The sequence below is a fragment of the Paenibacillus sp. FSL F4-0236 genome (assembly GCF_038000135.1).
Taxonomy (GTDB): Bacteria; Bacillota; Bacilli; order Paenibacillales; family Paenibacillaceae; genus Paenibacillus_AQ.
In genome coordinates this window covers 4,849,253-4,862,866 of the sequence record NZ_JBBOBK010000001.1, presented here as the reverse complement: position 1 = coordinate 4,862,866, position 13,614 = coordinate 4,849,253, and the positions used below count along the sequence as shown (strand labels likewise).

Sequence of the window (13,614 nt, the reverse complement as noted above, 5' to 3'; positions counted from 1 at the left end):
TTACATTAAGATCATGCTTCATATGTTCTTGTTCTTAATCGTATCTTGGAGGAATGTCCGATGAATGCTTCATCACAAGCAGGAACGAGTCTGCTAAAAAACAAAGTGTATATGCGTGTGTACAGCGCATATGCGACAGCCACTTTTGGGGATTGGTTCGATGCACTGGCGATTCAAGTACTCGTAGGGTACCGCTGGCAGGCTAGTCCGTTAATGCTGGCTTTGATTCCAGTCTCCATAGCTTTACCTGGGATTCTGCTCGGCTCCGTGGCGGGGGTAGCGGCTGACCGACTAAATAAGCTAAAGCTAATGCGGATGTGTGATCTACTAACGGCATTGTTAACAGTACTAGTTCTTTTCGCTCCCAGTATGGTGTGGCTACTCCCGTTACTGATGTTGCGTGCTGCTATCTCGACGTTAAATGTGCCTGCCCAGCAGTCGATGACCCGCAGTATGGTTAGAGAGGATCAGCTGCTTCAAGCCACTTCACTTAATGGAATCGTAAATCAGGGTTCCAAGATCGCTGGGCCTTTGCTGGGTGGTTTTGCATTGTCTGTGCTGACGCCACAGTGGTGTATTTTGATCAATGCTTGTCTCAGAGGCTGTTCTTACTTGCTCCTACTTACTGTTAAAAATAGTGAAGCAGGACAAGTCAGCTCAGAGAGCAAGGGGGGTCCAGAGGAGCATGTTTCTCTCCGCACGATGTGGAAGGAAGGCTGGAGCTTTATGCTGCGCAGCAGACTGCTGCTAAACAGCATGCTATTCGGTTTAGTTGGTGCGTTAGCTATTCAGATGATCGATTTTCAGTTTACAAGTCTATTCAGAATTATCGCACCTGCTGAGGAATCTATGCTGGGCTGGCTTGTCGCGGCAACTGGTGTGGGTGCAATATTGATGATCATGGTCATGAACAAAATGAACCGGGGAACAGGCTACGGCTGGAAGCTAGGTACGGGTTATGCACTTATTGGTGTATCGGTCGGAGGGCTTGGCCTGCTTCAGCCAGGCGTCACTAGCCTTCCTGTACTGCTGCTAGGATTCGTACTGGGTCTCGGAAACGGAATGTTTATGATTACCTTCAATTATTGTTTACAAAAAGAAACTCCCCCGCACATGACAGGGCGTGTGTTCGGTATTCAGAGCACCATTCTTAGCGGAGTTATGATTGGCGCTCCACTCCTCGGTGGAATACTGGTTCAGGCTGCTGGGCCTAGTCGAATCTTTTTAAACTTTGGTATCGTAATCGCTTTGATAGGTGTGCTTGGGATAGTATTTGGCCGCGTGCTGTGGCCTGTGCAGAAAGAGAAAAGTGATAGCTCAACGGAGCAATCGGGGAAGGTTAAAATGATGGAAACTTGAGGCTGCTGATAGTGAAGGTCAGGCAAACTAGCCAGACTAGAAAGCTTGAGTAGCACAGACTACCTAGCGGGCTTACCTAGCATTTAGTTGCAGAATCTGCAATTAAATGCTGTTCCATCGTTCAAAGCGAACTTTAGTTGTATTTAGTGCAGCTATAATTTGATTTTTTCTCTTTTGGGGTAGAAATGATGGTTTTTAGTTGCAGAAACTACACTTATTTGCTCAGCAGACCTCTTTTTACGCTTAATAGTTGTATAGAGTGCAATTAAGAGATTTCCTAGCTCGCTAGGATCGATTCTTGCCCGTAAGGGCTTTTTTTATGAAGGAATTCGGATAGAACACGAGAAATGTAAAGGTAGAGGAGGGGGAAGAATGACAACTTTTATTTATATGGTAAGGCATGGAGAGTCACCCAAGCTGCCCGGAGGAACTGAGAGAACACGTGGATTAACAGCGAAGGGGGAGGCGGATGCCCGTAAGATAACGGAGAAATTACGTCTCGAAGGAATTGAAGTCTTTTATTCAAGTCCATATCTTCGGGCTATACATACGGTTTCTGGCTTGGCGCAGGAGTTAGGGGCAGAGATTCAAAGTGTTGAAGATCTTCGGGAAATCCATTTTTCGGATGGAAATATGATCATGCCTGACCAGGAGCTATATCCATTACTGGAAACAATGTTTGCTGATCCGGATTTTGTTCCGGTTGGTGGAGAGTCCATTCATGCGTGTCAGAAGCGATCAGTTAGCGTACTGCAAGATATACTGAAACAACACAGTGGGCAAAAGATTGCGATTGGCACTCACGGTGCAGTCATGACGCTTATGATGAATTATTTTGACGCCAAATATGACCTGGATTTTCTACTACAAACCACAAAGCCGGATGTTTATAGAATGGAATTTACAGGCGCAACGTTAGTGGGTGTGGAAAGGTTGTGAACTCCCAAATTGGGATAAAGCTGTGATTATTCATAAGGATGGCCTAGCTTAGATAATGTTCGCTAGGAACCATCCTTTTGTTTATTTACAAGCTATAAAATCGCTTAGTATTCGCAGTTAGTATCTCTTCTGCTTGGCTGGAAGTGTAGCCATGTAGCGCTCCCCAAGCGGCAGCAACATCTCGAATCATAGATGGATGCGTGACTCTACCCGCAAAAGGTCCTTCAAATGGCCAAGGACCATCGGTCTCCGCCATGACAAGCTCTGGGGGATAGCGGCGGGCAAGCTCTTGGATCTCCGTCTCATAAAGGATGTCAGGGGTGAAAGAGATGTAGTAGCCATTCTTAATCATACGGGCAATGGCTTCTTCGGGTCCCTTGAACCAGTGGAAGTGGGCACGCTTTATACCATGTTTCTCTAAAAGATCACAGGCAATCAGCGCATCCTCATAGACAGCGTGCAGGACCACTGGTTTATCTATACGGGCGGCAAGCTCAAGCAACTGATCAAGAAGCTGAATGTAAGGCTCCATATCAAAAGCTTCGCCGCGCTCCAGCGCTTCAGCACGCGAATAATAAGGCAGTCCAATTTCACCTACAGCGATGAAATCCTCCCGGGCTTGACGCTCAATCCATTCCAGCAAAGAGGATAACTCAGCTTTCTGCGGTATGGGTTGCTCTGGATGAAAACCATAAGCTGGACGTACCACTCCGGGATAGGTAGCGGCAAGCTTTTGAGTGCGAACGCAAGAGTCTAAATTCATGGAGACAGCAATCAGGGCTTCGATCCCCAAGTTAGGAATCTCACTCAACATTTGTTCTGAAACCTCAGGCTCATATTGCTCTAAATGTACATGGGCATCAATCATAGCTGCTTACCCACCACATAAGAGGCATACTCCTCATGCGGCTCAAAACGAATGGATTCAGGTTCCATTCCATCATTCCCTGATTTGTAGGAAAAGGTTAATGTGCCAATACTCTCTAAAAATCCAATATAAACATTGGTTTCAGCTTTCAGCTTGCCTTCTTCTACCATGTAGTAAGTCACAGCACCAATCCCGGCTTTTTCGCCAAGATTGCCATCCCCGCCACGATCCGGATATCGCATAGTAACCATAGATGGAGTTGAACCTTTTACCTGAATTTGAATTAAGGCATCGCCTTTTTCATTGGAGATTTTTGAGGTAACAAATGCTGAGACAGCTTTATCTGCGGAAGGTACATTCATTTCTTTCCACTGGTCAGGCTTAATGACGTGAAGCTCCTGCATAGACATGCCCGTACCTGTTCCTAGCCACAGTATGACAACAACTTCTTCCTGCCCATCCTGATCTATGTCGGCATAATGAATCTCAGGAGTGTAACCTAACAATCTTGGTGCTTCCCAATTAAACGTATGCTTGTTACCGTTCACCTCTACAACAAATCCTTCGTAGGTACCGCCATTTTTGAGGGCAGTATAAAGCTTAACTTGGTCATTTTCTGTAGCAATCGCGAGAGGTTCGCTGGGTGTTCTTACGGTAGTACTAACATCCCCTGATGTAATGGAAACTTCATTTTGCGAGGCATTCAGCTGCGCAGTGGCACCAGAGAGAGAGTTTAGAGAGTCTGCCGGAATATAAAAAATACCATTTCGTAGAATTGCAGGTCCCCCCAGCTCATTTTGATAACCGTCACCTTGCATATACTCATTACCTGGCTTCAAAACATATTTACTGCTTCCATCAGAGATGGTTAAGGTTTTCGTAGCATTATCCCATTGTTGTTCAGATGAGTAGTACTCCATGAGTACTTTTGCAGGTACATAGACCTTATCACCTGAGAAAAAAGGTGGGAGAGAAGGAAGAACGGTTTCTCCATCAACGATTAGCTTCAGTGGTGCTTCAGTAGTTTGTGTTTGGTTAATTGCCATTGTTGTATCCATATCTATAGATGCCGATGCTCCGCATCCGGCTAAAAAGAGCGTGATAGCTCCGATTACGATGATTTTATTCATAATTACCTCCGAGGATTAAGTCCAATCCTCTTAAGTATAGATTAAATCAGCGCGTAGTAGGTCACTTTCTGTAAACAAAGCAGAGACAAGGTTGTTACGTTTGCTATTTATTTAAAAATACGGTCCGAGTAACTTGTGATTTAGGGTCTACCGTTAGACTTTTGGTATAGCGGATCTCCCCAATAGAACAACCCGGTCCGATGACAATATCTTCACCGCAGACGAGATCTGCTGTCGTTCGATATAACATGATGCTAGTCCCTTCAATCGTTTTGCAGGTAAGCTTCCGGAAGTAGGGGATTAGCGCATTCATTAGCTTCAAAGATGGCTTAACAGTAATGGTACCGCTAGATTTTATGACATTGATTGTGCTTCTGTTTCCTAAACGTAGCTCAATGGATGATTCAGCAGTTAACCTATGAATCTTCACAGCACCTTCGGCATAAAAGGTTTCGAGTGCAGCATCTTGTGCTGCAGAAAAGTATCCAGACGATTGCAGTCTGTGTGCCTGGATGTGTTGAACTCGTAGACCTCCTAGATTGATAACCTGTTCGGCTCTACAATGACCTCCAATCGAACAATCACCAGATACTTTTAACTTAGCGGTAGTAACATTCTTCTGTGCACTTAAATGGCCGACAACATCGATGCTATCCGCACGAACATCTTCTTTGAGGGTCAGTGAACCTCTTACTTTCAGCGGTGGACCGATCATTTCCTGGCGTTCAAAAAGATCATTAGCATTGGACATTTACAGGGGCCGCCTTTCGAAATATATTTTAATGATTAAAATATATAATTATTATAATATATAGTCAATATAGTATTTTGGACATAAAAAAACTGCCGTCAGTTTCCTGACAGGCAGCATATATAACCCAAAGCTTTTAGTTCATCATTTTATCCATTAGCACATTTATTTGTTCTAAGGTTCCTGAGATTTTATCCAAATCCGAGGTAGGAAAGGCTTCAAAGATATGGAGAATCCGCTGATGCCCTTGTTCTGTAAGGACAATGTTGACGACTCTGCGATCCTCCTTCGTCCGCACACGTTCGATAAGACCGGCATCTTCCAACTTATCGCACATCGAGGAAGCGGCTCCTGGTGTAATAATGAATCGTTCGGAGATGTCAGTAATGTTCAAGCTACCTATAAGCCTGAGCTGGAACAGCAGTAGGATCTGATTGTGAGTCAGGGTCTCCTGCTTGGTGATCATATCAATGAAGAACTGGGATTTCTGCTGCACATTTGCCATAGATTCCATAACCTTATGGATAGCATATTGTTTATCTTGCTCTGTGCTCATAGCCACGCTCCAATTTACTTTAGTTCCTAAAATATATAGAAGCTATAATAAGCTTGTCAAGTTAAGGGGCTCTCTCTTTCTTACAGGCGAATTTATTTAGCTAAGTAAATTTTGCGGGAAAGGATAGTTTGAGTGATGCCAGAGCGCGTGGTGCTTGGTCCATAACGGCGGTCAAACCACTTGAACCTGATGCAGCTCAAAAGGCTGGGTTAAATTCGTTAAAATAAATCGAACGATATCTCTTTGATTTACCAATATATAGTGTAAGACCGAAGGAGGGATTGAGAGGGATGAAACATCCAAATGAATATTCTCAGCTCATTGCGCTTACGCTAGCCGGCAGTCGTGAAGCGTATGGTGAGCTATATGAAGCAACGATCCGGGATGTGTATCAGACCGTTCATTTCCTCGTTCGCGAAACCTCCGATGTGGATGATATCGTTCAGGAGATTTACATTCAGGTGCACCGTTCTCTTGAACAATTTGACGTAAACCGCCCCTTTAAGCCTTGGCTGATGGGAGTGGTCATGCGGCAAATTCATGCCTATCGAAGAAAGAGATGGACGCATCTCCGAATGGTAAAAAAAGTAGAACAAAAAGATCTAATGCTGGAGCATGATTTCACGAGTGATGTTGTGGACAGGTTATCTAACCGCCGCCTGCTAGCAAGTGTAGATCGTCTTCCATTTAAGCTGAAGCAGGTGATTATTCTGCATTATTTAAACGAATATTCACAGGAAGAAAGTGCTGCGATACTGGGTATTCCGCTCGGAACCGTGAAATCCCGTATTCACGCTGCACTGCAGAAGCTTCGTCAGAAGCCAGACAATCATACTCTTTTTAAGGGAAAGGTGGAGGACCTGCATGAATTTCAATGAAGAGTTACGGACAGTTCTGCAGGAAGAGGCGAGAAATATAAGTGCCCCACCGGAACTGAAGGAGCAAATATTAAATAGGGCCGTAGCCAAACAAGGGGGAAGACGTATGAAGAAATGGCTCGTGGCAAGTATTATGGCGGCTGCACTATTAATTCCTACTGGAGCTTATGCCGGATATCATTATTTGGCAGACAACATGTATGGATCCCCAGCAACTGCTGCTACGATAGGAGTAACCCAGCAACAATATGACAGGCTTGAGGCCAAACTGCAAAACGCGAAGCAAAGCTTTGACGAAGAGGAATTCACAAAGCTGATGTCCTTACTAGAGGAATTGGGAGCTTATAATCTGCAAATGGCCGATGCTGAAGGCGTCTTTCACCTAGAACAGTTAGGTGCGAAGGACCAGAAGGCATATAAAGAGTTACAGGCTAAGCTTGAACCTTATTTCGAACAAATAAATGAAGCGAAAACATCAAAGAAATCAGTGCAATCCGTAGATCGTGATGCTTTCTGGAATGGATTGCTTGAAAAAGCTGAACAGAGGCTTACTAAAAAAGAGTTTGATGAGATCGAACGATTAATCGTAGATTTACAAAGCTATGATGCTAAGGTATTTGATGCAGATGGGAGTGTTCATATGGATCGGCTTTCGAAAGAAGAGATTCAAAACCAAGAGAAGTTAATTGAAACGCTAGATCCTTATATTAAAAAGCTGGATATGATGATTAAACCTAGCTCCTAGTTGAATTTAAATGCATGTATTGAATAACTATTGATAGTAATATCATAAGAAAAACCATCAGAAAAGGTCTATTACACCTTGTATTCTGGTGGTTTTTATCTTTTACTAATCTAAAGTCTATACATTGATCACCGAATAATTGCATAATGAAAAGGAATAGAAAAAAAGTATTTGACCACTGGAATAATTAGACATATATTTATTAAAATGCTATTTGCTTATCTATGAATTATGTTGGCGGAAGGTGGCTTTGATCATGAAGCAGATGACCATTCGTGCAGAACTGGCAGACTATCTCAAGAAGCAGGGGATAACGATCAATCAGTTCGCAGAGGTGTCTAAGGTAAATTCAGGCACGATCAGTAATATCATCAATGGGAATCGCCCAATAGCCATGCAACAATTAGATCGGATTACAGAAGGTATGGGATTAGAAGAAGGCTGCTACTATGATTTGTATGTGGATGAGTGTTTTGTTCACTCCAATCCGAATTGGAGACGTCTTCGGCCATTTCTATATCGCTGTGCAGAGCTGGATAAGCTGGAATGTATTGCACGGGTAGTTGGGATCATGATGGATAGCTTATCTTATACGCCTTCGTTATTTGATACTGCAGAAGATTTTTTTACGCTAGGGAAGCACAAAGCAGCAGCGATGTTATATCAGAGTGTGGCTGAGAGTGAGAAGTATCAACATTCAGAGCGGCTGGCCCTTTGCCAATACAGGCTATTCACGATCGCTTTGGGTGAAGATCGGGATGCTAATTTGCGAGCAGCTGTGCAATTTGAAGGATTTGTTAACCGGCTTGATGAGGTGGACCAGCTTGATGCGCTGAAAGATTTGGCGAATACATATAGTGCTTTACGACATTGGGACAAGGTAATGGCAATGGCTAAGGAAATGGGGAATAAAGCAACAATTCAATATCATGCTAAATACGACCGTGCCAGAAAAAGCAGGCTTCAAAAGGAACCTGAAATACCACTATTCTCATATATTCAATACTCTTACATGTTACGTTCAGTAGTTTATAGAGAGCTAGGAAATTATGATAGGGCTTTACATTATGTTAACATGTATATGGATATGAACTGGATTCGGGAAGACACGGAAGAAGCTTTGCAGCTTATGAATCAATGCATGGAGTGGGCACGGGCTAATATTAACTTGCTGCGAATTTTAAAAGGGGATATAACGGTGCTGCCGGAATATGTGGCATACCTTGAACAAAGGGAGGAAGAGATCCTCTCAGGTCTGTTCAAAATCCTTCAAGCAGCTAATTATTACCGATTTAACGTGGATGATATTCTTCTGCAGTTTGAGGGAAAAATATCAGATTGTAAAGACCGTCATCAGCTAGAGTTTAGATCCTATAATCAACAAATCTTTGAAGATAGATATACCAACTTGATGGCTGAGATAGCGTTTTATTATATAAGAAGAAATAAATATGAGATTAGTATAAAGTATATAATGGAAAGTTTAGAATATTCAGTAAAAATCAATAGCGAATCATGTATTATAAAATGTGTTGGAATGTTCGAAGAGCTTCGTCATACGGTATCTTTAGAAACGCAAAAAGAATACCGAAACCTAATTAGTAAGGTACAGCGAATCAACGAAAAGAAAAATGGCTTTGTTGTTAGCAGTGCATAGTAACGTAATTATTACCTTCCTTCTAGTATTTCTTAGAATCATTTCTTTATAGTACTGCACTTATTTGTAAAATATAGAATTTGACATATACCTCTAGTATATTAATTTGAGGAGGTAGTGTAATGAATAATCCAGAAATTATCCAAAAGAGAATAGAGGGTGCTAGAGCCAAACTTTATTTAATGGAAAGGGAATACGGTGGATTGTTACATCCAAATGTGATCAGACAGTCGATGAGGTTGGATGAATTAATCAATCAGTACAATAAAGCAATACATAGTGATAATGAGAGTTGAAACAAGAAACTGATCGTATAATTTTCTCTCTATTCAAAAGATAAGACCTACATAATGTTATTACATTTCTGTATAAAACATAAAGCCAGCGCTATGCGTGGGCTTTTTTTGTTTGTATGTTCCTAAAAAATAAATCTAACTCCCAGCTTGTCATGCCCGTCTGCATATTGCGGCCAAGTCCCTCATAGACATGTACTAATCAATGCATTCAAAACAGGTTAAGGGGATGATGTCATGCGCCGGACAATATGGGTACTCGCGATCATTATGAGCGTGGCCCTGGTGATGACGGGGTGCGGGAAGAAGGATGCCGCTTCCGTGGTCAAGGATTTGAACAATGTGGCCGACAAGTTGGAGAGTAAGCAGGGAACGTATCAAGCTTCAGGCATTATGACCCTATTCACCGGCGAGCAGCCGCAGGAGTATAAGGTAGAGGTATGGTACAAGAACCCTTCTTATTACCGGATCAGCTTGGCGAATGTACAGAAGGATATTACGCAGATCGTGCTTCGTAATGATGAGGGAGTGTTCGTACTTACACCAAGTATGAATAAGAGCTTCCGCTTCCAGAGTGATTGGCCGGACAATCAAGGTCAGGTTTATTTGTATCAGACACTAGTTCGGGGCATCGTCTCAGATAACAATCGTCAATTTGTGGAAGATGGAGATAACTATGTGTTTGAGGTAGCTGCGAATTATCAGAGCAATGCCCTTGTGCGGCAGAAGATTTGGCTGGATAAAAAGACTTATGAGCCTAAACAGGTTCAAGTCTCTGATTCTGAAGCCAAGGTAGTTGTAGACGTGAAGTTTGACACCTTTAAATTCGATACAGATTTCACTAAGGATTCCTTTGATATGCAAAAGAATATGACTACAGGTGCTGCTTCAGAAAGTACAGTAGCTCAGGTTGACGAAAATGGAAATCCGGTTGTAGTTCCTGAGGGTCAGGAGCAAGAGGGGCAACCTGTCGCTGCTGAGCTGGGTGACTTTGGTATTATCGAACCGGGGTACGTTCCGGCAGGTGTCGAGTTGAAGGACTCCCATAAAATGGAGGGGAACAAGGATCATGCTGTTCTCATCCGGTATGATGGGGTTTATCAATACACCATTATGGAAGCCCGTCCATTGGACCGTGCAGTAGCATTGGCTCCTGGAACGCTGATAGATCTTGGTTTTACCGCAGGACTTCTGAGTGGTGATGAGCAGCAGACTTTGACTTGGATGTCTGAGGGTATAGAGTATCGAATTACAAGTGCTAATCTTCCTGTTAACGAAATGATGCAAATTGCCGCTTCTATGGAGGCACAATCGGGTAAATAATATAAAGTAGGCGGATACTGCGTTTTGTGGGATTCTTTCCTCTACAACGTAGTATCCGCCTTTCTATATTTGCCAGCGCTCCAGCCGCTTTGAACTGAAGCGAAAAGATAACTGAGCTCACATTGACAGCCACCTTCCGTAGCATTACCATGAGTACTAAGACAATGATCATTACAGCTATGACGTTTTACTACAACGTAAGAAGGTGACTTTGAAGTGCAAGCAAGCTATCGACCGACAGTAGCCGAAATTAATCTGGATGAATTGCGTGCCAATTACGAAGCCTTTCGCCGCTACTTGCCGGCAGAGACAAAGTTTATGGGATGCGTCAAAGGAAATGCGTACGGCCATGGAGCAGTGGAAGTGACACGGGAACTGGAAAGACTCGGAGCAGATTATGTTAGTGTGGCTTTTTTGGATGAAGCATTGGAGCTGCGTCAGGCGGGAATACTGATTCCTATACTGGTGCTTGGCTACACTTCTCCAGAAGGAATAGCCGTTGCCTGGGAGAACCATGTAACTGTAACACTGTTCACACCGGAAGTATTAGAGGCTGTTAGACAGCTTCCTATAGATCCGGAACATCGGCTGAAGGTGCATATCAAGATTGATAGCGGGATGGGGCGACTGGGTCTTTTACCAGATGACGCACCCGCATTTATCTCTGAAGTGCAGTCTGTTGCGCAGGCGGAGCTGGAGGGTATGTTTACCCATTTTGCCAAGGCAGACGAACTAGACAAAAGCTATACACTGGAACAGCATCGACGGTTCATGAGCGTGGCGGAAACGCTGCGGGAGCAGAACATTCAGATCCCGATCATACATACGGGCAATAGCGCTACGGCCATTGATTCACCTTATTTATCCAGCAACATGGTGCGGGTAGGCATCAGCTTGTACGGATTTTATCCCTCAACTGAGGTAAACCGTCAGCTGGTAGAACTACATCCGGTAATGACGCTGAAGACGCAGGTTGTATATGTGAAGAGCCTGCCTTCTCATTGGGGCGTCAGCTACGGCACTCGGTACTTCACAGACAGCGAGGAGATTATCGCAACGTTACCTGTGGGGTACGCAGATGGATATTCCCGCATGCTAACTGGCAAAGCGGAGGTGTTAATACGTGGACGCCGCGTTCCTGTCGTCGGAACAATCTGCATGGATCAGTGTATGGTATCACTCAAATCTTTCGCTGAAGAAGCGGAACAAATTAAAGCAGGCGAAGAAGTTGTACTCATCGGCCGTCAAGCTGACGTGATGGTCACGGCAGACGAGTTGGCTCTCCATCTTGGAACGATTCACTACGAGGTAATTTGCATGCTGGCTCATCGGGTGCCGCGCGTTTATATCCGTGAAGGCACACTTCCTAAATTAGTAAATGCTCTGTTACAATCTTAAAGTTCTTGACAGTGATGTTATTCAAGGGAGAAAATAGAAGGAATTGTATCGTTTTAGGAGATATGACTAAAAGCCTATACGAACCGCCATTTCTAGTTTATAATGGGATGCAGCATACTTGATATACTGGCGGCATATATTCCTTGTATAAAATTCCTTGTATATTGCAACACTGGAACACAAGGGCAGAAGGTTTGTGGGGGTGGAAGAGAAGGTGGCCAATTTGCAGAACACCAAAAGAATCATGATCAGCTTGCCCGATCATCTCTTGCAGGAAGTGGACGGAATTGTTCAATTGGAGAATTCCAACCGGAGTGAATTGATTAGGCAGGCCATGAAGCTGTATTTGAGCGAACGGAGGAAACGTTCTATCCGGGAGTCCATGCAGCGCGGCTACATGGAAATGGCTAAGATCAACTTGACCATGGCATGCGAGGCGTTCCTCGCGGAGGAAGATGCAGACAGCACTCTTGGCCGCTTAGTAAGCGGGGTGTAGACATTGATCGTTAAACGTGGCGATGTTTTTTTTGCTGATCTTTCGCCGGTTGTAGGTTCTGAGCAAGGCGGAGTAAGGCCAGTACTGGTAATCCAGAATGATATTGGCAATCGCTTTAGCCCGACGGTAATTGTGGCCGCAATCACGGCCCAAATCCAGAAGGCTAAATTACCTACGCATGTGGAAATTGACGCAGCAGCTCATGGCTTTGACAGAGACTCTGTTATACTGCTGGAGCAGGTTAGGACGATTGACAAACAACGCTTAACTGACAAGATCACCCACCTTGATGATGAGACTATGAAGAAGGTGGATGATTCGCTGCAAATCAGCCTCGGACTGATTGATTTTTAATCACCCAGGGTTATAGATAATCCATGAGATAGGCGCCCGGGTATGAATCCGGGCGTCTTTTGATGTGCATTTTTACGAACTCATGGTAAAAAAGGATTAGGGGTTCACTTTTACAAAATGATCTGATAGTATTAGACCGTACGGTCGGTTTAGGAGGTGCTTAGAATCAGAGGACGTTCAGACGGAGAAGAAACAAAGAAACGAATTGTACTTAAAGCCACACAGTTGTTTGTTCAGAAGGGTTATGCAGCTGTAACCATGAATGAAGTTTGCGTAGCCTCGAATGTTAGTAAGGGCAGCTTATATCACCATTTTCCGAGCAAGGATGAACTTTTTCTATATGTGGTAGAAGAGGATACCGCGCAGTGGTTACAGGCGTGGGAAGATAAGAAGAATGAAATTGTTGGTGTTCAGGAGCGTTTATATGCTTTAGCCGAGCACTATGCAAATGATTTTCAGAATCCGTTGATTCGGGCACTTGAGGAATTCTCAAGAAGCAGAGTTCATCCGGAGGAAATCACTAAGCGGCTTGCTCATTTATATGAGGCTGCCTCGCATGCGTGTCGTGATCTTCTGAAAGAAGGCATGGACACGGGGTATTTTATTAAGGGTGATTTAGAGGATTATGTGATTATTGTAAATGGTATGCTCGAAGGGATCGGAAGAGCTGCTGAATGTTCTATTCCTGAAAAGACTCCGGATGATATCAAAAAATATTACCGGGAATCAGTACGATTGTTATTACAAGGGATATATACGGGGTAAGATATAATGGGGCTTGAAAGGAGCTTTACATTCAGGAATCAAGAAGGCTGAAGCTTCTTAAAGGCACCGGATTAGAAGGACTATTTTTTTGCTATAATTTAG

15 protein-coding genes are annotated in these 13,614 nt (G+C 43.6%); 11 read left to right on the top strand and 4 right to left on the bottom strand.

Annotated features, from left to right (window positions below; translation table 11 throughout):
• Nucleotides 1–60 precede the first annotated feature (60 nt).
• The gene (locus NSQ29_RS21855) at nt 61–1,359 is read left to right on the top strand and encodes an MFS transporter (protein ID WP_341126071.1); all 1,299 of its coding nucleotides are present in this window, start codon (nt 61–63) and stop codon (nt 1,357–1,359) included.
• Nucleotides 1,360–1,731: 372 nt separating this feature from the next.
• Nucleotides 1,732–2,298 carry a histidine phosphatase family protein gene (locus NSQ29_RS21850; RefSeq protein ID WP_341126070.1) on the top strand — a complete coding sequence of 189 codons (567 nt, stop codon included), beginning with the start codon at nt 1,732–1,734 and terminating at the stop codon, nt 2,296–2,298.
• Between the two features lie 85 nt (nt 2,299–2,383).
• Here the strand turns inward: NSQ29_RS21850 and NSQ29_RS21845 are convergent, their stop codons facing one another.
• The 4 genes from NSQ29_RS21845 to NSQ29_RS21830 all read right to left on the bottom strand — a co-directional run bounded on the left by NSQ29_RS21845 (nt 2,384) and on the right by NSQ29_RS21830 (nt 5,603).
• Nucleotides 2,384–3,166, bottom strand: a complete 783-nt coding sequence (locus NSQ29_RS21845) for a TatD family hydrolase (protein WP_341126069.1) — start codon at nt 3,164–3,166, stop codon at nt 2,384–2,386.
• Entirely contained in the window at nt 3,163–4,296 is a 1,134-nt protein-coding gene (locus NSQ29_RS21840) for a copper amine oxidase N-terminal domain-containing protein (protein WP_341126068.1), read from the bottom strand. The genes NSQ29_RS21845 and NSQ29_RS21840 overlap by 4 nt, the downstream gene beginning before the upstream one ends.
• 103 nt (nt 4,297–4,399) lie before the next feature.
• The gene (locus NSQ29_RS21835; protein ID WP_339269208.1) at nt 4,400–5,047 is read right to left on the bottom strand and encodes a hypothetical protein; all 648 of its coding nucleotides are present in this window, start codon (nt 5,045–5,047) and stop codon (nt 4,400–4,402) included.
• A 136-nt stretch (nt 5,048–5,183) separates the two neighbouring features.
• Nucleotides 5,184–5,603, bottom strand: a complete 420-nt coding sequence (locus NSQ29_RS21830) for a MarR family winged helix-turn-helix transcriptional regulator (RefSeq protein WP_076284020.1) — start codon at nt 5,601–5,603, stop codon at nt 5,184–5,186.
• 290 nt (nt 5,604–5,893) lie between these two features.
• Between NSQ29_RS21830 and NSQ29_RS21825 the strand changes: the two genes are divergently transcribed.
• The 9 genes from NSQ29_RS21825 (at nt 5,894) to NSQ29_RS21785 (ending at nt 13,512) form a co-directional block, all read left to right on the top strand.
• Nucleotides 5,894–6,481, top strand: coding sequence for a sigma-70 family RNA polymerase sigma factor (locus tag NSQ29_RS21825; RefSeq protein ID WP_341126067.1), 588 nt, complete (start codon nt 5,894–5,896; stop codon nt 6,479–6,481).
• Nucleotides 6,468–7,226, top strand: a complete 759-nt coding sequence (locus NSQ29_RS21820; RefSeq protein ID WP_076298388.1) for a DUF3600 domain-containing protein — start codon at nt 6,468–6,470, stop codon at nt 7,224–7,226. Before NSQ29_RS21825 ends, NSQ29_RS21820 begins: the two co-directional genes overlap by 14 nt.
• Before the next feature lie 256 nt (nt 7,227–7,482).
• Nucleotides 7,483–8,883: a helix-turn-helix transcriptional regulator gene (locus tag NSQ29_RS21815; RefSeq protein ID WP_339801082.1), complete on the top strand. Its 1,401-nt coding sequence runs from the start codon at nt 7,483–7,485 to the stop codon at nt 8,881–8,883.
• 122 nt (nt 8,884–9,005) lie between these two features.
• On the top strand, nt 9,006–9,179 hold the full coding sequence (locus NSQ29_RS21810) for an aspartyl-phosphate phosphatase Spo0E family protein (protein WP_076284026.1): 174 nt from the start codon (nt 9,006–9,008) through the stop codon (nt 9,177–9,179).
• Between the two features lie 234 nt (nt 9,180–9,413).
• Nucleotides 9,414–10,499, top strand: a complete 1,086-nt coding sequence (locus NSQ29_RS21805; RefSeq protein ID WP_094872533.1) for a LolA family protein — start codon at nt 9,414–9,416, stop codon at nt 10,497–10,499.
• Between the two features lie 216 nt (nt 10,500–10,715).
• Nucleotides 10,716–11,897, top strand: a complete 1,182-nt coding sequence (gene alr / locus NSQ29_RS21800; protein WP_339269216.1) for an alanine racemase — start codon at nt 10,716–10,718, stop codon at nt 11,895–11,897.
• 214 nt (nt 11,898–12,111) lie between these two features.
• Nucleotides 12,112–12,393, top strand: coding sequence for a CopG family ribbon-helix-helix protein (locus tag NSQ29_RS21795; protein ID WP_025698676.1), 282 nt, complete (start codon nt 12,112–12,114; stop codon nt 12,391–12,393).
• 3 nt (nt 12,394–12,396) lie between these two features.
• Nucleotides 12,397–12,747, top strand: a complete 351-nt coding sequence (locus NSQ29_RS21790; RefSeq protein ID WP_042124727.1) for a type II toxin-antitoxin system PemK/MazF family toxin — start codon at nt 12,397–12,399, stop codon at nt 12,745–12,747.
• A gap of 156 nt (nt 12,748–12,903) precedes the next feature.
• Complete coding sequence (locus tag NSQ29_RS21785; RefSeq protein ID WP_341061318.1) at nt 12,904–13,512, top strand: TetR/AcrR family transcriptional regulator; 609 nt, start codon at nt 12,904–12,906, stop codon at nt 13,510–13,512.
• Nucleotides 13,513–13,614 lie beyond the last annotated feature (102 nt).

Bases quoted from the DNA above. Each gene is read 5' to 3' on its own strand.
- NSQ29_RS21815 (WP_339801082.1), top strand. From the start codon at position 7,483: ATGAAGCAGATGACCATTCGTGCAGAACTGGCAGACTATCTCAAGAAG.
- NSQ29_RS21835 (WP_339269208.1), bottom strand. From the start codon at position 5,047: ATGTCCAATGCTAATGATCTTTTTGAACGCCAGGAAATGATCGGTCCA.
- NSQ29_RS21820 (WP_076298388.1), top strand. From the start codon at position 6,468: ATGAATTTCAATGAAGAGTTACGGACAGTTCTGCAGGAAGAGGCGAGA.
- NSQ29_RS21805 (WP_094872533.1), top strand. From the start codon at position 9,414: ATGCGCCGGACAATATGGGTACTCGCGATCATTATGAGCGTGGCCCTG.
- NSQ29_RS21850 (WP_341126070.1), top strand. From the start codon at position 1,732: ATGACAACTTTTATTTATATGGTAAGGCATGGAGAGTCACCCAAGCTG.
- NSQ29_RS21845 (WP_341126069.1), bottom strand. From the start codon at position 3,166: ATGATTGATGCCCATGTACATTTAGAGCAATATGAGCCTGAGGTTTCA.
- NSQ29_RS21855 (WP_341126071.1), top strand. From the start codon at position 61: ATGAATGCTTCATCACAAGCAGGAACGAGTCTGCTAAAAAACAAAGTG.
- NSQ29_RS21810 (WP_076284026.1), top strand. From the start codon at position 9,006: ATGAATAATCCAGAAATTATCCAAAAGAGAATAGAGGGTGCTAGAGCC.
- NSQ29_RS21830 (WP_076284020.1), bottom strand. From the start codon at position 5,603: ATGAGCACAGAGCAAGATAAACAATATGCTATCCATAAGGTTATGGAA.
- NSQ29_RS21825 (WP_341126067.1), top strand. From the start codon at position 5,894: ATGAAACATCCAAATGAATATTCTCAGCTCATTGCGCTTACGCTAGCC.
- NSQ29_RS21840 (WP_341126068.1), bottom strand. From the start codon at position 4,296: ATGAATAAAATCATCGTAATCGGAGCTATCACGCTCTTTTTAGCCGGA.